The 19,417-nt window shown below is 39.0% G+C and carries 15 protein-coding genes; all 15 read right to left on the bottom strand.

All coding sequences use genetic code 11. The annotated features are described in order from the left end of the window. Window positions 1-131 precede the first annotated feature (131 nt). The 15 genes from BN3456_RS05650 to mobC all read right to left on the bottom strand — a co-directional run bounded on the left by BN3456_RS05650 (window position 132) and on the right by mobC (window position 19,415). Window positions 132-335: a (2Fe-2S)-binding protein gene (locus tag BN3456_RS05650; protein ID WP_089983169.1), complete on the bottom strand. Its 204-nt coding sequence runs from the start codon at window positions 333-335 to the stop codon at window positions 132-134. 110 nt (window positions 336-445) lie between these two features. After that, window positions 446-715 carry a hypothetical protein gene (locus BN3456_RS05645; RefSeq protein ID WP_089983168.1) on the bottom strand — a complete coding sequence of 90 codons (270 nt, stop codon included), beginning with the start codon at window positions 713-715 and terminating at the stop codon, window positions 446-448. A 13-nt stretch (window positions 716-728) separates the two neighbouring features. Then, window positions 729-1,898 carry a hypothetical protein gene (locus BN3456_RS05640; protein ID WP_141654499.1) on the bottom strand — a complete coding sequence of 390 codons (1,170 nt, stop codon included), beginning with the start codon at window positions 1,896-1,898 and terminating at the stop codon, window positions 729-731. 48 nt (window positions 1,899-1,946) lie between these two features. Then, window positions 1,947-2,246, bottom strand: a complete 300-nt coding sequence (locus tag BN3456_RS05635) for a helix-turn-helix domain-containing protein (RefSeq protein ID WP_089983166.1) — start codon at window positions 2,244-2,246, stop codon at window positions 1,947-1,949. A 6-nt stretch (window positions 2,247-2,252) separates the two neighbouring features. Beyond that, a complete protein-coding gene (locus tag BN3456_RS05630) occupies window positions 2,253-3,332 on the bottom strand; it encodes a tyrosine-type recombinase/integrase (protein WP_207644086.1) in 1,080 nt (359 codons plus the stop codon). Window positions 3,333-3,400: 68 nt separating this feature from the next. After that, window positions 3,401-3,721, bottom strand: coding sequence for a JAB domain-containing protein (locus tag BN3456_RS05625; RefSeq protein WP_089983165.1), 321 nt, complete (start codon window positions 3,719-3,721; stop codon window positions 3,401-3,403). Next, entirely contained in the window at window positions 3,711-3,866 is a 156-nt protein-coding gene (locus BN3456_RS15830) for a hypothetical protein (protein WP_176699109.1), read from the bottom strand. The genes BN3456_RS05625 and BN3456_RS15830 overlap by 11 nt, the downstream gene beginning before the upstream one ends. A 103-nt stretch (window positions 3,867-3,969) precedes the next feature. Further along, a complete protein-coding gene (locus BN3456_RS05615; RefSeq protein ID WP_089983163.1) occupies window positions 3,970-6,192 on the bottom strand; it encodes a VirD4-like conjugal transfer protein, CD1115 family in 2,223 nt (740 codons plus the stop codon). Between the two features lie 9 nt (window positions 6,193-6,201). Then, the gene (locus BN3456_RS05610) at window positions 6,202-7,503 is read right to left on the bottom strand and encodes a hypothetical protein (protein ID WP_089983162.1); all 1,302 of its coding nucleotides are present in this window, start codon (window positions 7,501-7,503) and stop codon (window positions 6,202-6,204) included. A 106-nt stretch (window positions 7,504-7,609) separates the two neighbouring features. Next, on the bottom strand, window positions 7,610-10,879 hold the full coding sequence (locus BN3456_RS16235; protein ID WP_242862815.1) for a DEAD/DEAH box helicase family protein: 3,270 nt from the start codon (window positions 10,877-10,879) through the stop codon (window positions 7,610-7,612). A 3,620-nt stretch (window positions 10,880-14,499) separates the two neighbouring features. Then, window positions 14,500-14,799 (bottom strand): TnpV protein, encoded by a 300-nt coding sequence (locus BN3456_RS16230; RefSeq protein WP_334159672.1) that lies wholly within the window; start codon window positions 14,797-14,799, stop codon window positions 14,500-14,502. Window positions 14,800-15,822: 1,023 nt separating this feature from the next. Then, entirely contained in the window at window positions 15,823-16,803 is a 981-nt protein-coding gene (locus tag BN3456_RS05600) for a septation protein SpoVG family protein (protein WP_089983160.1), read from the bottom strand. Between the two features lie 4 nt (window positions 16,804-16,807). Further along, window positions 16,808-17,623: a hypothetical protein gene (locus BN3456_RS05595; RefSeq protein WP_089983159.1), complete on the bottom strand. Its 816-nt coding sequence runs from the start codon at window positions 17,621-17,623 to the stop codon at window positions 16,808-16,810. Next, window positions 17,575-19,053: a relaxase/mobilization nuclease domain-containing protein gene (locus tag BN3456_RS05590; RefSeq protein ID WP_089983158.1), complete on the bottom strand. Its 1,479-nt coding sequence runs from the start codon at window positions 19,051-19,053 to the stop codon at window positions 17,575-17,577. The genes BN3456_RS05595 and BN3456_RS05590 overlap by 49 nt, the downstream gene beginning before the upstream one ends. Beyond that, the gene (gene mobC / locus BN3456_RS05585) at window positions 19,044-19,415 is read right to left on the bottom strand and encodes a plasmid mobilization relaxosome protein MobC (RefSeq protein WP_089983157.1); all 372 of its coding nucleotides are present in this window, start codon (window positions 19,413-19,415) and stop codon (window positions 19,044-19,046) included. Before mobC ends, BN3456_RS05590 begins: the two co-directional genes overlap by 10 nt. Window positions 19,416-19,417 lie beyond the last annotated feature (2 nt).

Below are 19,417 nucleotides of genomic sequence, written 5' to 3'. Positions count from 1 at the left end.
CCATAAATATTGATAAAAATTCGATACGTACAGCTATCACAGTTCTTAATCTTAGAACTTCTGACACCATTTTTCTGTATCTTATAATCCCAACCGTTAAATACATTGGAATTTTTCACTTTCTTTTATGATCATACTATAGTATTTTCATTCAATATCTTAATAATACTAGCAGAACAACATTTCTTTGTTGGACTTAATTCTTTACATTTACCCAAAGTACAAGCACCAGTCATATCCCTAATGTCTTGAAGCGATTTTGCTCCGTTTCCTATAGCTTCTAATATTTTCCCCTTACTTACATTGGAGCAATAGCATATTATTTCATCTTGCATACCTAACACCTCACTTAATATAAATACTATTTTGTTGTTGTATTCATTATACTATAAAATCATTAAATCTCAAAATTAATCTTGACATCTACCTCATTTCATAAAAGGCCTCAATTTAAAGCTTTATCTTTATAAGAACTTCTGAAAATTTGAACCGTGCTCAAGCCCTCCATAATTGAATTAAAATCTATTCCTTCCACACAAAGCAGATTTGTCGCATCAAATAGCTCATCTTCTACATCTAACGTTAAATCCATCTCAAGCAGAGCCTCGTGATACCACTTTGTAACTTCTTTGCTTAATACTTCCGCTTTTTTTATCAACGCATTTAGTTCTACAATCTTATCTTTGATATCTTGTGGTACAAATGATTCATCCATATCGATTACACTCCTAACTAAAATCTATTTCTTTCAATGCTTCTTCAACCAAATATTCTTCGTAAGATCCATATCTGCCAGCATGGGTTCCTGATATTCCATATGCTTCTCTCAAGAAATTAGGTCCATTTAGTGCGGCCATCTCCTGAAGGCAAGTAATCCTTAATGTTTGTGGTCCAAACCCACTAAATGATTGAACCGACTTTGTAATAAATGTTCTTGTTACTACTTGGTCAGGAAGGTAATCTCCTCTATTTCTTCTGATAAACAAATGACTGTTTGTTACATGATTCGGGAAACCTTCTCTTAATAAAAGATATTCTTTAAGCAGAACCATTTCCATTGACATTAGAAAAACATCAGGTATATTTTGCATATGAATAAGTCGTCTCTCAATATCTATAGATTCAATCTTTATTTCCGCTATTCGCATAGGCTGGATTGCGTGAAAAAAGCATAATGATGTCAGAAACGCTTCATATGGTGATGAAGTACCTTCCATTTTAATTTTTTGATATAATAATCTCTGCTCATCATTCGACAATGCTTCACATACACGCGGAATCGCTCTCGTCTTATAGTCTGTCATTGGGATTGTGAAAATACACCTTTTTCGTTTTGCAAATTTGAAGAATTGGTATAAATCTTTTCGCGTACATTCTCTATTTGAAGCTGGTAATGATAGTAAATAACGATTAACTATCGCTTCATTAAAATCAGTCCAATGTCTTACTTCCTCACAGTTTTCAGTTATCCATCGTACCATTCTATATAAAGAACATGCATCTGTTTCAATCGTTCTTGCTTTAATCGGACTACTTGCATTATTAGCAATTTGGCGTTCCTGCAATGCAAATTTATCTTCTATATACCAATTTATGCATTTTTGAAAGTTTTCCGGAAGTTTGATTACATACTTCATACACTGTTTTCGATATTTCGAATTTTCAGATGGCATTTGTATCAGTTTTTTTCTAACCAAAAATCCTGTCAGGCTTTTCCATGACTTTGCTTTTCCGTAAGTTTCAAAACTACTTTCAAGCCAGTCATAGGTTAGTTCGTTTGGAAAAATATCTTCCATTGCAACAAACACCTTTTCCGAATTTCTAAGATGGTGAAAAACTGCTTTCTGCTCATTATGATAGTCCATCAAAAAATCTCTGTACTCCTCGATAATTCTCATTACCCATGATTTCTTGACTGGTATGATAAGCGAATTATAGACAAACATTTATAGTGGTGGCATCTTCCCATTTGCAACTTTTTTGATGGGAATAACCTTTTCTTGTTTCTTTTTTACATATGGTGTCGGAGTAAATAACCATAAATCACTCGGAGTGCATTCTAAAGCCATGCAAAGAGCATCCATTGTTTCTGTTTTAACCTGCTTCGGTTGCTCATTAATTAATGCACTTATTGAAGGTGCCGATAGCTTGTAACCCGCCAGATCTAAAAGCAATCTTCCAAGTTCTGCTCCCGACCAAATATTCTTCTCTGCCATTACTTTTCTTAATTTCCATTCCAATGACATCTTTACTTAGCCTCCTGTTTTTTCTTCATACGTTTCCAATTGTTTTTGCCATTTACTCTGAGCCATGCGAATCCTCTTTTCTAAAAAATCATCACCTGGTGACACATATGCAAAAGTAGTCTGAATCTGACTATGTCCTAAAAGTGTTTTTAAAGTAAGTAAATCTACCCCCATTTCGGTAAGATTTGTGGCAAACTCATGACGCAGCTGATGTGGACTGAAGATTTCATCATCAGTAAATCCTAATTCCTTCTGTCTTCTTCGTAGCGAATTTCTTGACACATCACGTGATATTCGTCGTTTTGTTTCACTTAGAAACAAAGGACCAGTTATTTCCTCTGTAAATAATGGTCGTACATTCTTTAAATACCAATGCATCAACTCATCTAGTCCCATCAGCATTGGAACTAACCGCTCCTTATACCCTGTGCCATTTGACCCTTTTGCATATCGGATATGAATTTTACCCTTTTCTCCCAAATCAAATCGGATATCCTTCACATCAAGCATAACGCATTCAAATGATCGTAGTCCTGCTTTCTCCATTGTACGAAACATCATATAATCCCTTGCTATTGTCCCATATTTCCTTGCAGTTGACATTTCCTCCTTCAAGCCATTCCAAAATCGTTCTAATACCTCTGGTTCAGGTGGTAGCACGGGCATATCAACATCATCCTTACGGTGCATATGTCTATTGAACTTATCAATTATATTTGGAACATTAACACCATACTGCTTATAAATATCCTTGCTATGCCTTGCTTCTAAAAAATCTAAAAATGCAGAAACACACGATTGATATTTGCGTCTTGTGGAATAAGATAATCCTTTTCCTACAAGTTTTTCATAAAATAAATCCATATCAGAAGCTTTCAGTTCCCATATAAACTTTTCGCTTATATCCAAAATTTCATTCAGATTTCTCAGGTTTAATGCTATTGTTGCCTTTGTGTAACCGAGTACTTGCTGTTGTTGTTCCCATAAGCCAATAATTCTTGCTTGAAACCTTACAGATTCTTCATACGTTGGTTCCTCTCTTTGAGGGTGTACGCCACCATTGACAACCTTGATTCCATCGTTCATAACAGGAACTCCATTCTCTTAGGTATCCCCTAATATATTTAGGTATTACCTAATATAACATAGCAAAATCAGTATGTCAACATACCCTTTCTCCGATGATTATGTAGCAAAATGACATGGGACGCATTTGCTAAAATGGCACTTTTAAATATTTCCCTTGGGCTTATAAGAGTATGATTAATCGCACCCATACTAGCAATGTTCATATTAATACACTGTCCGTTCGTTTTCATATTCAGCACACACATAACTTCTCTGTCATATTTCGAGAGCTCATCCGCCATAAGTTCCGTAATTGCTTGAGGAGTATTCAATGGCGTTTCGCTATACAAAGAAGGCTCTCTTACTAACCTGACATTTACAACCTCCAATTCATGTTCATTTTGCATTGTCTATCTCTACCTCCAAAATCTGATTTTCCTCCATTATTTCCACCAAAGACCTCAGCTGCTGTGACGTCAACTCAAATTCTCGTTTCTCAATTAATGCCGCCTTTGTCTGCTGTGAATACAATTCCTTATTCTCTATACACATGAATTTAATGCTCCTTCCTGAGGACAACTTATATTCTTTTTCATTATTAAAGTTTTCTCTAAACACCCTTGTTGGACTTCGTATTCTCATATATCTTTTCCTCTTACTTAGAACTGCTGAACATATATGCACGTCGGTATTGATTCATTTTTTCTGCCGGCAGACAAAAATAGGACTTTATCTGCTTTTCACTCAACCCAGATTCAAGTCCCACCAATATCTCATTTAACTGCGCCTCACTCAGCTGCACTGCATATCTTTTTATACATTGAAACACACTGCCGGAAAGATCCCATTGTGTTTGCACTTCCGTACCGGAATCCGGTACGTTCTTCTGATCTCCTAAAAGTTTTACATCCTCTGGAAGCTCTTCCTCCTGTTGTTCATCATTGTTTTTCTCTGCTTTTGCCTGTTGGAATATTTCTGTTACTTCTTCTTCCGAAAGCGGCGGCTTCTTTCTCCAGTTCAAGTAAAGAAAATCCTCCTCATCCATTTCAAATACTCTAATGGTGGAATCGGTCTTTTCAGCTTCTTTAAAAAACTGTACTTCCCTTTTATCAAGAAATTGGATAGTTTTCTTTGTCTTCAAAGTGCGATAAGTCATGGTATTTTCATTATATATAACTCTTACTGGGTGTTTATAGCCAAATGGTAATGCCAGCGCTGCAGATTCTATCCACCGTTGTGTTCTAAATGGTAGTGCCTTCTGATCGTAGATTGGATATTGTCCCTCAATAAATAAGATACAATCTTTCCTGGACATTCTTTTTACCTCAGCCGGAGTCATAAGTGTTCTTCCGTCTCTACCATTATTTAGGCTGGTCTGCCCTTGCATTCCCAGCTGCCGGTTGTCATTGCGGGTATCAATTGTCATGTCCCCTAATAGATCTGAAATATATTTGTGTGTAGAATGAGCCATTGGCCCAGATCCCAGATAAATGGCGGCTGCACAATTTTCCATAAATATTTCCCATTTATCTTGTGGAAATATTGCTTTGATTTGTGAAACAGATTGAAGGATCGGAACAATTGACATGTTACGGCTTCGTATGGTACCCATAAGCTTTTCTGTATTGTTTGGTTTTGGCCCTGCATAAAACTCATCGGCCCAGAGCCGCACATGTATCGGCAGTTGCCCGTGACACTCATGATCTGCCGTATATAGTAGCACGTCAAAAAGCTGTGTATAAAACATGCTGATAAAGAAGTTGAAAGACTCATCATTGTCAGGCATAACAAGAAAAAGTGCCGTCTTTTTATCTGGATTTCCATTTATGCCCAGCCCCAGGGACTTAATATCCAGGTCATCATCAGAAAGTATCCTTTTTATTGAGGCTGTCTCGCACAAACGCAGCATTGCATTCACCATGATTACAATGCTGCGTACTGTTTCACTTGCTCCTTCTTTTAATTTCCGGTAATCACGTACCGGAGGATAATCATCGCCCTTTATAGCTGCAAGCCTATTCATTTCCTGCTGCAGTGCTGTAGTCCCTTCCTCATCTACGTGTTTGCTCTCCATATTTACAAGGACCAAAATATTATTAAAGCATGCTTTTCTTCCCTCATCCTTAGCCTGCAGCCATTCATAATAAAACATTGCCTGCAAATATAATGCTACTCCGTCATCCCAAAACGGATCCCCTTTCATTGCATCTGGAGGTTTTACCGATAATTGGGTATTGGTGATTAATTTAATCAGATCTGTCTCCCTTGCTACATAAGCAAACGGATTATACCGATCTGATTCCTCCGGATTAATAAAATTTAAAGACTTTACAGTCACTCCGTGCTTGATTAAATATTTTCCGTGCTTTCTCAGCAAATCCCCTTTTATATCTAAAATCACGTTTGTGCAGGAAGCCATAAGAATATTAGGGGTAAGTACAGAAGTAGTCTTATAACTACCGGAGCCACCAATAACAAGCATATTTTGGTTAGACAGTAATGAGTTTGAAATTGCAATATTTTGGCTCAGATACATGTTTTTCATTTCATCTTTGTCACGCAAGGTTTTGCTCAATTTTTTAACATTTCCCCATTCTTCTGTCCCCTTCTCTTTTCCGGACTGATAATTACGGTTATTATCCAGGTACCAGGCAACAAACATTACCCATATCAAAAATGCTACACCGATAAAGCCAACTGTCTTATCATTCCACCAATTTTGAAACGGATGAAGAAGGATATACAGCAGCTTATCTTGAAAATTTGTGAGGTTTACCCCTGACAACAGGAAGAGTCCACAAAGAAAATAAGCAAGCACACACAGGAACACAAGCACTGATAATAGAACTCCCCAGGGTGTTCTTTTTCTTTGAATCATATGTACCTCCTACTTTATTTTTATTGGAACAGAGGGTATTTTTTCTGTGGCCATGCTTTTTGCAGATTCCTGTACCTTATTGGCAGTATGCGAAAGTTGCTCCTTCTTATAGAATTCACGTTCAACTTTATCATAATAGTCTCGGAACAACTTCTCTCCATTCTTTCTTTCAGTTACTGATACAGGCATTCCATTTGCCAGCATCACAAGCGGAGATTTATCTTTTTCAAGAAAAGCTATATACGTCTTTCCATCGTCTGTCAGAAATACCTGTTCATTCGGTAAAATTAGTGTTTGTTCGTCCTTTCCATAGGTAGTTGGTATGCGGCTGGCAAACAGACCAGATTCCTTTATTTTTTCATTCTGAGCAAAAGAGGATTTCTCAACCAACGTTTCCTTATTAATCGTAATTTCGGTAAAGCCCGGATTGTTATGATATTGCTCATAGGCAACATCCTCTGTACTCCGAATTCTGTTTTCCTGCTTTATAACGCTGTTTTCAATTTCTCCATATTTCCGATTCTCATACTTTTCATTAGCCTTTTGCAGCTCAGGGCTGGCAGTATTGATATATTCCTCCTCGGTCATATTACCAGTTTGTGTGTAATCTTCCATATTGACATAATTCATATCCTTTACTTCATTTCCTTTTGCCAATTGATCATTCTGATACATGCCATACCAATACTTGACTGTATCAATATCGCTGCTGGCTACCATGATCTGTATTTCTCCATCTCCAACATTCAGATCAGGTAATATGGAATAGTTGATACCAAGTTTTTCAAAATCGTGTACCAGTTTACTTTCATTTTCCTCAAAGGGAATACTCACCAGGGTTGTTTTCCCATTCGTCAGATTCTGTAAATCCTGCGTTAGGTGTTCACCTCCCCGCATCTGCCTCTGCAAGTATCTCTCATACCAACCGCTGAAGAGCTCCATATCATCACTTTGTATCATAAGTTGTTCGAAGCCATCTGACTTATTTAAATCCGGCATTAACTGAACACGGACACCCATTTCTCTCAAACTATCCATTTCCTTTCCGAAGCCTTCTGATCCAAGCCACTTTAATCCGTCTGCCGTTGTTGGCACCGGCACATTCACAATATTATATTGGCCGTCCGTTGCCTTCATAAATTCCTGCACATTTTTAAATTCTCCTTTTTTTATTTTATGTTCTTTGACCATACGTGCCAGATATGTTATTAGCAGCGCAGCTCCCGCTGCAGTCAGCTTAAAAACAGGGTCCATAAGCACCGTTGCTTTCTGAACCGCCATGATGATCTGCTGTGTATCTCTCTCACTCATATATTTCCTTTCCGTACCGGAATTTGGTACAAGCTAGTGTTCCATCCATATCTACGAATAAACGGGGAGGGCCGGAATTCATTTTATTCTCCATAAAATGTTCCTCCTATATCCTGGGTGCAAGTGGAGAAGGGCGCTTCTCATTTGTCGGTTTACCTATATCTTTAGTTTCATTGACCGTCCCCACTTCTTCTCCTATCTCTGTCATTTCATTACTTAATGATTCTGCAATTCCTTCTGCCTCTTCCCGGCTCTCAGCTTGTATCTCCTGTCCATTCCTATCTGCAACAGTTTGACCAGTTACTTGATCATCTATCACATAATATTCCCTAACAGATTTATTAACTTCTCCGCTATCTCGTTTTAGATCATGGACCATGCTTCTTTCAGGCTCTATCCCGTGTTTTTCCATAAATTTTGAGAAATAATTATTATCATTCTTAATCTCTGTTACATACCCACTTATATCATGGAGAGCCTGATTTAAGTCTTCCCTGGACTTTTTAGGGACAATATTTCCGCTTTCCAATTCATTGGCGAATACACTAAAAATATTGCCAAATAACTGCAAGGTGTCTCTATCCGGATAAATAAGGCCTGCCTCAATGGCTTTCAATTCATTGCTGGCAATCAATACCATGCTGGAGAGAGATTCCATATCATAATTTTTACTTTCTCTGATTGTGTGAATAAGCTGTCCAAACTTTCCCTCGTTTTCTTTCGCTTTGTGGATACGGCCCACAGCGGACTCCATATCATCCCTGGACCCTCTTAGAACTTCATCGCCGGTATGTGACAAAATGTACTCATTGTTCGTCGTTTCAACAATACTCCAACTTTCAGGAACTTCAATATTTTCAATATTTTCTCCCATATTATAATCCGTCCTTTCCCTTACTTGATCTACTAATTTTTTATTTGTAGTACTTTTATCTATGTTCAACAAGGCGTTTAATTCAGATAAACGTTCCTGCATCCGGTTCAGTTCGTCTTCCTGAAGAAATGGTCTTGTAACCTCATCTTTAGCGCTTGCAAGCTGCTTTTCCGCATTACTCAAGTTTTCCTGTGCCTGATCCAATTTCTTCTCCATAGCGCCCAATGTATTGGTTATACGGCTTAAGTTGCCAAGAACATCCGTGCCTATCTCCAGGGAGTGGGTTAATTCACCTTTCAGGTTCAACGTGTATTTATGATAAAAAGTGTCAAACTCCACGCTCATCTTATACCCCATATATTCACCAATTGGCGTTACAACGTTTGGGGTTTTGACCTGTTTACAGAAAGCAAGAAGAGCAGTACCGGCTTCCTTCTTATCTGTATACACACGTTCTCCAATCTTCATGGAAAAAGAATCTTTTTCAGAAGGAGCAGCCTTTTTATAACGTTCCATGTCAGCCTGATATCCAGAAATCTTTTCCTTTAATGTACTGATTTTCTTTGGGTAATACTTTACAATATTATCTTCCAAATGATACATCTGACTGGTATGGTTGGATTTTAACAATTTCAATTTCGATACCTGTATATCCAGATCCATTTTTTCTTTGATAAAAGGATTTCCCGTAGCCAATGCTTTGACCTCAGCATAAGTTAAACTGGCTTCATCAATATCATCACAACTCCGAACCGGCGATTTACTGGTCATAATCTGAGATATAAATTTCTGTTTATTTTCGATAACTTGCCAACTATAGGTATCAAAGGTGCCTTCTGTCACATAGCGATAAACGTATACTTTTTCATTCTGATTCCCCTGCCGGATAATTCTCCCTTCCCTCTGCTCAATGTCTGAGGGCCGCCAGGGCACATCAAGATGATGTTCTGCAATCAGACTGTCCTGCACGTTGGTCCCAGCGCCCATTTTGGCGGTTGATCCAAGCAAAAAACGGACCCGCCCGCTTCTTACTTTTGCGAACAACTCCGCTTTTCTCAACTCTGTATTTGCCTCATGGATGAATGCAATCTCTTTTTCCGGTACACCCCTCGCAATCAGTTTCTTTTTTATATCTACATAGACATTTTCAAAAATATCCGCTTCTATAGTATTACCAGCTATTTCTACCTTCGTTTTCCCCTTAGGAGTAGACAGGTCGCAGAATATAAGCTGGGCGGATTTATTCTCTTTTGTCTGCTCCCATATCTGATACGATTTATTTACACAGGCACTAACTTTCGAGTTTTCATCATCCGGCAGCATATCATTGATCAATCTCTGATCTAGAGCAAGTTTCCTGCCGTCATTGGTTATCTTTAACATGTTGTCTACAGTGGCATCTATGCTACCGTTACGTACATCCTCCGCCCGAACAGCAAGGCTTTGTACCATTTCACGTTGATATTCACTAGGCTCCAACACCACATTTTCATATATGGCCTCAGGCACTGGCAGATCCAGCATGTCCGGTGTCTGAATATCAGCAGATTCCTTGAAAATAGAAATCAGTTCCGGCAGATTAAAGAACTTTGCAAATCTGGTCTTTGCCCTGTATCCCGTCCCCTCCGGAGCAAGTTCGACCGCCGTAACAGTTTCACCAAATGACGCCGCCCAGCTGTCAAAATGACCCAGCCCTAATCTCTGCAATGTACTATATTGAAGATATCTCATATTAGTATAAAGTTCTGTCATAGAATTGCTTATTGGCGTCCCCGTAGCAAAGGTTATTCCTTTTCCACCAGTTAATTCATCCATATACTGACACTTAGCAAACATATCAGAGGATTTCTGTGCCTCTGTCTGTGCAACGCCGGCTACATTTCTCATCTTGGTATATAGAAACAAATTTTTATAGTTATGACTCTCATCCACAAAAAGCCTGTCCACTCCTAACTGCTCAAAGGTAACAACATCGTCCTTTCTTGAATTATCATTTAACCGCTCCAACCGTGTAGACAAAGATTTTTTTGTCTTTTCCATCTGTTTAATAGTATAACGTTCTCCTTGATGTGCCCTTAGACTTTCAATTTCCATTGTAATCTCATCTATCTGGTGTTCTATCATCATTGCCTGGCGTTCTTTAGATAATGGGATTTTTTCAAATTGACTGTGGCCGATAATAACTGCATCGTAATCTCCTGTAGCTATACGTGAACAGAACTTCTTCCGATTGGCAGGCTCGAAGTCCCTTTTTGTTGCCGCCAAAATGTTTGCTCCCGGATATAGTGTTAAAAACTCACTGGCCCATTGCCCGGTCAGATGATTTGGAACTACAAATAATGACTTTTGTGCCAATCCTAACCGCTTACTCTCCATTGCTGCCGCCGCCATTTCATATGTTTTACCTGCCCCCACACAATGTGCAAGTAGTGTGTTATTTCCATAAAGTTGGTGCGCTACTGCATTTTTCTGATGAGTACGCAAGGTAATATTAGGCGCCATTCCAGGAAAAGTCAGATGATTTCCATCGTATTCTCTTGGTCTGTTAGAATTGAAAATTTCATTGTATCTTTCGCAAAGTACTTCTCTCCGATTAATATCCTGAAATATCCACCCCCTAAAGGCTTCTCTTATTGTTTCCTGCTTCTGACTTACCAACATAGTTTCCTTTTTATTAAGTACACGTTTTTCTTTGCCATCTTCTATGACAGTATCAAAGATACGACTATCACGTAAGTTCAAAGAATCTTCCAATATTTTATAAGCATTGGCCCTTCCAGTCCCGTAAGTAGTCTCTGTTAGCGGATTGCCAAAATCAACACCTTTCCCTTTAATATTCCACTGACCACTGGTTTCAGAATATTGTACTCCGATAAGGCCTCTATCAATTTTGTTCTGTGGTGTCCCAAATATTTCATGCATAAAGTCATTAACATATTCGGTGTCTACCCATGTTGCACCTAGCCGCACTTCAATCTCTGATGCATCCAGCGTTTTAGGCTGTACTTGTTCTAATGCTGTGACATTAATTGAATATTCTGGATGATTCTCTGCACATAGTTTGGCAATCTCCAGTTTTTCACGAACGTTTCCAGACAGGTATTCATCTCCTGTCATCCAGCCCGAATTGAGATCATCCAGGTCACTCAATGGATCTTTAAAGATAACACTGCTAAGTCCTTTTATCACTCTATCAGTATTTTCGGAGTCTCCTAACAGGAAAGCCATATATCTAATGTCTACATTGCCCTTCTCATTCAATGAAAGAGCCAAAGCTTCTGTCGGAGTATCCACTGAGGTAATGGCTTCCCGTCTTTTTATTGTGCGCTTGGTAAACATATCTGCTTTCCTATTTAGCGTACCATCTTCATTCAATACTTCCAGGGAACAAAGTAAACAATAACTAGAATCCTGATTAAATGCCCGCTTATTAGTATGAGAGTTTATCAGACCAAACTGTTTTATGAAATTATCATACAGATCAGATAGCTCTGACTGCTTTTCTTTTATAGCAGAATCATCGTATTCCTCTAATTGATAATTAATTACAGTCTGAGTAGCATTGCGAAGAGCAACCATTCCCTTGATTCTCTCAACCAAGGAGTCTGCCCTCTCCAAAGGCTTCATTACAGAATCTTCCCTGTAGTACACATCGCCATCCATAATGGTATAACTATAATTCTTAACGTCAGGATCTGCCGGAATCGCTGCTTTTTCCAATTCAGTATCCAATTCATATAAACCAGCATCTTCAATAGTTGCATGAATACTGCTTATTACTTCTGAGAGCTGCTCAGCAAGTGTTTTTCCCTCCAATGGACTGCAGGTAGCCTCCATTCCGTAAGGACCGGACACCAGTTCCATTTTTCCAAGGATCATCTCCGGATGAGTGATAAAATACTGATTCATGGAAATATTATTCTCATTCTCTCCCAGATGCACCCATTCAGGCTCCAGATCCATTACACGATCTCGTTTTTGAAAAAACAAGATATCAGAAGTTACTTCAGTTCCTGCATTCTGTTTAAATACGGTGTTTGGCAAACGAACAGCCCCTACAAGTTCTGCTCTCTGTGCAATATATTTTCTAACAGCAGGATTTTTCTTATCCATTGTTCCAGAAGATGTAGTAAATGCAATTACACCGCCAGTTCTTAGCTTGTCCAATGTTTTTGCAAAGAAATAATCATGGATAAGAAAATTGTGCTTGTCATAACGTTTATCCGTAACCTTAAACTGTCCAAAAGGAACATTTCCAATCGCTGCATCGAAGAAACTGTCCGGAAAATTAGTTTTTTCAAAACCTTGTACCATGATTTGAGATTTCTGATATAGCTGAGCTGCAATCCTTCCCGATATACTATCCAGTTCTACTCCATAGGTTTTACAATGGGAAAGTCCTTCTGGCATCATCCCGAAAAAATTTCCAATACCACAACAAGGTTCTAAAAGATTTCCCGTCTTTAAACCCATGTTTTCCAAGGTCTGGTGCATAAAGCGTATAACAACGGGCGGCGTATAAAACGCTGTCAATGTGGACTCCCGGGCTGAGCGGTATTCTTCCGCCGTCAATATGTTTTTTAATTCATAATATTCTTTGCTCCAAGAAGATTTAGTTTCATCAAAAGCTTCAGATAATCCGCCCCAGCCAACATACCCAGACAGGATTTCCTGTTCTTCCTTTGTAGCGTAGCGTTTCATTGCCTCACATTGTTTCAAAATCTGGATTGCATTTATATTTGCTTGAAATTTCTCTTTCGGTGTACCTACTCCCAATGAATCATTATGAATCTTGTACTGATATCTTTGTATTTGTTGTTCTTCTGAATGAGAAATACTACGTCCTTCTTGTATCTGCTCAAGATCCTTTGCTTCTTCATCTATTTTTGATTGTGAATCCGAAATAATTACTTTTTCTTGTTCTTTCGCATTTTTCCACTTTTCATATTGCTCCTTTTTCTGAGGAGTTAAAAAGCGGTCAGTATCAATCAGCTTCTGAACTCTCTCCGCAACCTTGGGCCAGGCAAATAGTACTTCTGCAGTTGGGTCACAAATACTTCCCTTTTTTAACTGAAACCCTTTTGAATTATAGTCAGCAAAACTGGATGTTGCGCCTGCTAAAGCACCTGAGAAGCCACCTATTCCATATTCATGCTTTAAAAAGGATGCCTGTTCTACCTTATCATGACTATCTAAAAAATATTCATAGATTCTAAAAAGCCCGTTTTCAAATCTGCTTCCTCTGCTCAAAGTATAATCAATCTCATCCTGCGTAATAAAAGTTTCTTCAGGTATATCAATTGATGCTGCAATAGGAAAGGAAACTGGTTTTCTTGTTAATTCTTTTACGGATTCCCGGATGTTCTCTGGCCGATATATTAGCCTAATCTGTGGTTCAACCTCCCCACTGCTTAATTTATCCATAGCTTTGTCTAACTCTTGTAAAATGCGGTTAATTCCATCCATAGTAGACAGGTGTTCTATGATTTCAGCCTGGGCTTCCGGATAACTATATGGCTGCTTTGTAACATTTGCCGGAAGAGATCCATATTCGTCACGAAAGAAGAAATATATTTTAGAAGAAAGTTCTTCTTTCTCTCGTAGCGGCACCTGCCATAGTTCTGCTTCATCCATGTATCTTCCTGAATTAATCAGATCGTAGGTACGTTGTTCCACCTCCGCCCATGTCAGAGTCCGCATTGGAGTATATCTCGCTGACGTTCCCCTTGAAAAGTTCATACTCTTTTCTTCATACCAAACACAAAGAGGATCCTTCTCAAAAGTAAAGCCTTTCCCCCCTAACCGGTATTCACGTTTCAAAAATCCTGTCATAGTTTTGTGGTCTAATCCCTTTTGATATTTTGAAAAGATTCTGGATCTGCTATTACTCTCTCCGCCTCCACTTAGCAGTACATAATCTATCATTTCATCAGATATCAAATTTTCCATGGACAAAGCAAATAAGTCATCAGCATGATCTAAAGTGATGTTTCCAACCTGTTCGTCCATACTCGGAAAAAGACTAATCTGCTGATATTCATCGACCTCCTCATTCTGCCGGTCGAAATGGTCAAAAAAATCGGGCAGTACACTACTGTCCGATTTTTTTATATCCTCAGTCTTTAATTGTAGATCAGTTCCTCTAAAATTATTTCCTCCGCCGACTGTCTGATATTGTTCATCATCTGTACCCAACGCATCTGATCCATGCTTTTTAGCTCCTCGTCCACTCCCGCTGTCTTTGCCATCTGGTTCGTCAACATTTCCATTCGCTGATCCGCTGCTTCCTGAACCTCCAACAAATGTTCCATCAGTTTGCCTTCCAGCAGCATCCCCGAATAGATTCCTTTCTTGTATTCCTTCAGATAATTCTTTCTCATCAGCCCGTATTTTGTTAAGTCTGTCTGTGGCTGTTCGTCCATTTTGATATTCGGAATGTAATAATCTCCGTTCTTCTGATACATCAATTCTTCGCTCATTATTTTCTTCCTCCTTCTCCTCCTGCCTTTGTCCTTCCAATAGATGTGGTGTTTTTCTTAAAATAGGCTGCCGCCCTTCACTTTCACGCTTTAAAGCATTATAGCTCTGGTTTGTAGTATTTGCAATACTTTTTTTAGATATTTCCAAATCATATGCATGTATGGTCTTGCCTATTTCCATTAATACAGGTTTGCACTGTTCGGTGATGCTGGTGCCAAGCTGTGACAACACCGGAACCGAATTGAAGTCAGAAATGTATTGGAAATTCATTTCATCTGCATAGATATCTGGTTCTACTCCGCATCGTGACAACAAAGTGTAAGCAATACTCGCCTGCAGCGTATCTCTCAAGCGAACCTGTAACGAATGTTCATCCAATTCTTCTAAAAAGCTGCCCTGCGTCAGATAAGCCATATCATCCGCAGCGTCCTCATAGCAATCATAGGCAATCCTCTCTGCTATTTCCAACAATCTATCAGGAAACCCGTGTGACTGATCCGTGCTGCCATAGATGTTTTCCAAACGAGCTATGATTGCATCTGCATGTTCCTCCCGCATTTTCCAAAGATACGGAGTACGTCCTATACGCTTGGCCTTATGTACATCGGCCACATCAAATACATACTTTAATTTTGGATATGGTGACTCTTCATCGATTAGAGCGATTCCGGTAGCTCCTTTATTTACCCAGCAGTTCATTTTACCGTTCCAGATTTCAATACTTGCACAAGCTGCAGCATTCGGTCGTTGAGCATAGATTAACAGTTGTTCCTGAAATGGATACTTATAAAGCCTTGCAGCTGTGTCCAGATACTGCTTCCATGCAGCCTCATTTTTAATAATATTTTTTGCTGTTTTATCGGCCAGTTTAGATATATATTCAAATTTTCCTGCCAAATATATGTACCTCCTTCATAAGTAATAAATTCTATGTTCTGAGTAGCTCTCCATTTATAAAACGGGTTTTACAATACCTTATTTACTGTTTTCAAAGGCGTAGCTGTTTTTATTTTGTCTTTATACACACTTAAGATTGCTTTTTCCATTTTCTGTTGTATTGCTTTGGATGTTCCATATACAATATCCTTATATCCTGTATCATTTTGATATTGTGGCATATTTATAAAAAGGCCCTTTTCGCTCTGCTTGATTGTAATCCCATGAATGGTAAGTCCACTTATCTTTACAGTCGCCAAGCCACATATTACCGCCTTTGCACCGGCTATATTTTTAGGGGTAACAGGCGTAACAGAAACAACATCCACCTCCGGCAGATACATATCCTTAGCAAGCTCTTTCTTAATTGCATTGCCGGCAGAAGCCGTAATTTTCTTATGCAGTTCTCGCTCCGGATGCACTGTGTCTTCCCACTGTCCCTTGACCAATCTTCTAGGATAACTTAAAAAACTTTTTTCTTCCCCACTTTTTTCATCCTTATATTTTCTTAATTGCACAGGAAATTTAATGCAGTTATCGATTGTTACTGTACCATATGCTAAAACATTCCCCTGCCTTGCTAAATGCATCTCAGTCTGGATATCCCACTTCTGTTCTTCATAATTTACATATGGAAGAGACAGCTGAGATTCTTCTAAAGTATCCGGTTCTTTTTCCCCGTCTTCCAAAACATCAAGCAGCTCAACCAATGTATCCCTGCACCATTTGTTATCGTCCACCTTAACGGAGATATTATTGGCTGCTTCCAAAATAGCCTCCCACTCTTCATCCCGTAGTTTCCTGCCAGAATATTTTAGATAGATGTCGGACATTTCGCTCACAGCATCCTCCAAGCCCCCCTCAATCATGTTCTCTGGGGAGGCCAACATGCTTAATAGAAGTGGGTGGTTATTGTGTTTTTCGAGCAGTGCTTCCCTGGAGCAGCCTTTGCCTGCAATGTACATCTTATAATCTGCAAATATCTCCTGTATCTCTTTTTGGGTATTCATCCGCTCATTCCTCCCCGTAATCCTTTTGGCTAAATTTCTTAAGACGACTCATCATCTCAAGCGAAAGCCCAGGAGCTGCAAAGGCCTCTATATCCTTAACACTCATTCCCTCTTCCAGACAGTCAAGTAGAAAATTCGTCTGCTCTGTGGACATCTTGTCACTTTGTATGTAACGTTCAATAAATTTCTTTGTTTCCGCATTCCGGCGTATGAGAGACAGGAGTTGTCCTGCACCAGATTTTTTCTTTGTTCTATGTAATGTTTTTGCACCAACATCCAGAGCTTCTAACACTGTATTATCTGTACCGGATTTCGGTACAATTTCTTTTTCAGATGGAAACGCTTTCCTGTCCTCCTGTAAATCCAGAACCTGATTTTTCAGCATTGCAATTATTTCATCTTTTACATGGATAGTTTCAGTCTGCGCCTGGGCCTGCTTCTTTAAAGCATCCTCTAAACCATTTTCTATTGTAGACCGGGCCTGTCTGCTTTCCTGGCAGACCTCCTGAACTTCCTTTTGCAGTGTTTCAATTTTCAACTGCAGCGGATCTGTCTGTACATATCTATCTCTCAGAAAAACCATGCGTTCTTTCTTAATTTCCAAAACATTTGTTTTTGTCTCAGCAAAATTTTTCAGTTGTTCTGCCGGCATACCATCTACTGCACAAATATATAGCCATTCCCGAACATGCCAGTCAGCTACAGTGTTTAAAACATACAACACAGCTTTCTCCACTTTCATGCTTGATGCAATTGCAAGCTGCTGTTTTTTTACCCTTTCTTCTGGTCTGATTTCTTCTGGGTTTGTATCTTCTGCCATTTTTTTTCTCCTCTCGCTTTCTCCATAATCTGCTCTGCAGTGGGCAAAATATTTATTCGTTCCTGACGCTCTATTATCTGCAATTCACCATCCCTTTTCTTTATACGCCGGATGATATTTTTTTCCTTTCTTATTGACTCCAACTGATCCTTTATCTTGGTAGTATCTGCTTCGATAGTTTCTTCTCCCAAAGGCAGTTTTTCTTCCAGTGCCTCCAACGCATCCTGCACATCTTCAAAGCGATCATCCCATTCAGATATCTCCTGTAATTCCTGTTGCAGTTTCAGATACTCCGCATATTCTTTATCATCTTCCAGAACATGTGCAGCTGATATTAAAGCTGATCGCTGATTTTTCAAGGTCCTTTCTTCTTTTTTCAGTAGTTCTTCTCGCTGCGTCAACTCAGATTCATTTTTAATCTTCATTCGTAGCAAATAACGGCAATCGCCTGTAAGCTTTTCAATCTGCCGCATATTTTTTCGGATGTTAGACTGGTTGACCAAAAAAGGATTCTTTCGTGTATAAAAGGTTTGTACTTTATAGATTTCACGGACCTTTCGTACCTGGTATCGGGACGCCTGAGGTAATTTCTTAACCGTAAATTTCATAGTGCAGCTTTTTACTGCCGGTAGCTTTGGAGCCTCAATTCTAAACTTCACTTTTCCAATACGCTCCTTGATGTCCTTAAGCCTATATCCCGCTCCCAATTTGTTTGTTCTTCTTGCTCTTTCCTGCCCCGGAGCTGTCAGTGCAAGTTCGGGTACTCCGCCTATGAGTCGTGGTTCTATTTTGTACCCAAATTTTCCCATCACGCTCAAAAAGGAAGAGTAAGAATCCGATCTGGTAATAGCTGAATCAATATCGGCTTTAATAATTTTTATTCCCGTGGTTTTGCCATTCTTCTCGCTATACCATTCACCATAAGATTTCCCCTTACGATTAGACCCATATTCTAACTTAGGAAGGCCATGACTCATACACACTTTATCAGTGATAGGCTGGATGAACTTTTCCCAATCGCCTTTGATATAACGATATTTATAGCCGTCTGTTCTTCTGACAGAATTGAAAACAATATGCCCGTGCATATGTGCATGATCATCGTGTACACTAAACACATAATCATACTCTTCTCCTAAATATTCTTCACAAAATTCTTTTATAATCTGGACGGCATTTTCCTCTTCGATTTCTCCTGGCTTCCAGCTGATAACAAAATGGTATCCCTGCCTTCCATCCATCTTGTCCCAGACTCTTTTTGTCTCCATCATGACCTCATATACTTCATCGCACACAGCACCAGTATTGCCGCCCACCAAAAGGCCGCCCTTAGTCTTTTCCGGATTTAAAATATATTGTATTGAGTTGTACAAATGTCTGCCGGCACCATAACTGCTTGTCTTAATGTTCATCAGCTTGGTTATTGCCACAATGTGCCTCCCTCCAATGTGATTTTATCAATAAATTCGTCAAAGCTTTTAGTAAGATGAGCCATGTCAGCCTGCAGTTCCGATACTGCCTTTGCTGTACCATATCCGCTATTGATTTTCCTTGTAGCCTGATTGATATTTACACCAATCTTACGTATCTGGTATGCCATATTTTCAATTTCTTTTCGAATATGGATATCTCCGTATCCGGCTCCTTTTAAAACATAGTTTCTTATATAACCGGAAAGGTTTTTATCACCGTTTTTATAACGTGTATCAGGATCCTGTTTTGCTTTCTTACATAAGTACTCATATTCTTTCTGCGTCAAACGAACACCAATAATAACATTCCGGTTAATCAATC

Origin of the sequence: Clostridium sp. C105KSO13 (assembly GCF_001517425.1) — a bacterium.
GTDB lineage: Bacteria > Bacillota > Clostridia > Lachnospirales > Lachnospiraceae > Muricomes.
The sequence above is the reverse complement of the archived record's forward strand: the minus strand, read 5'-3'. Positions and strand labels throughout refer to the sequence as shown.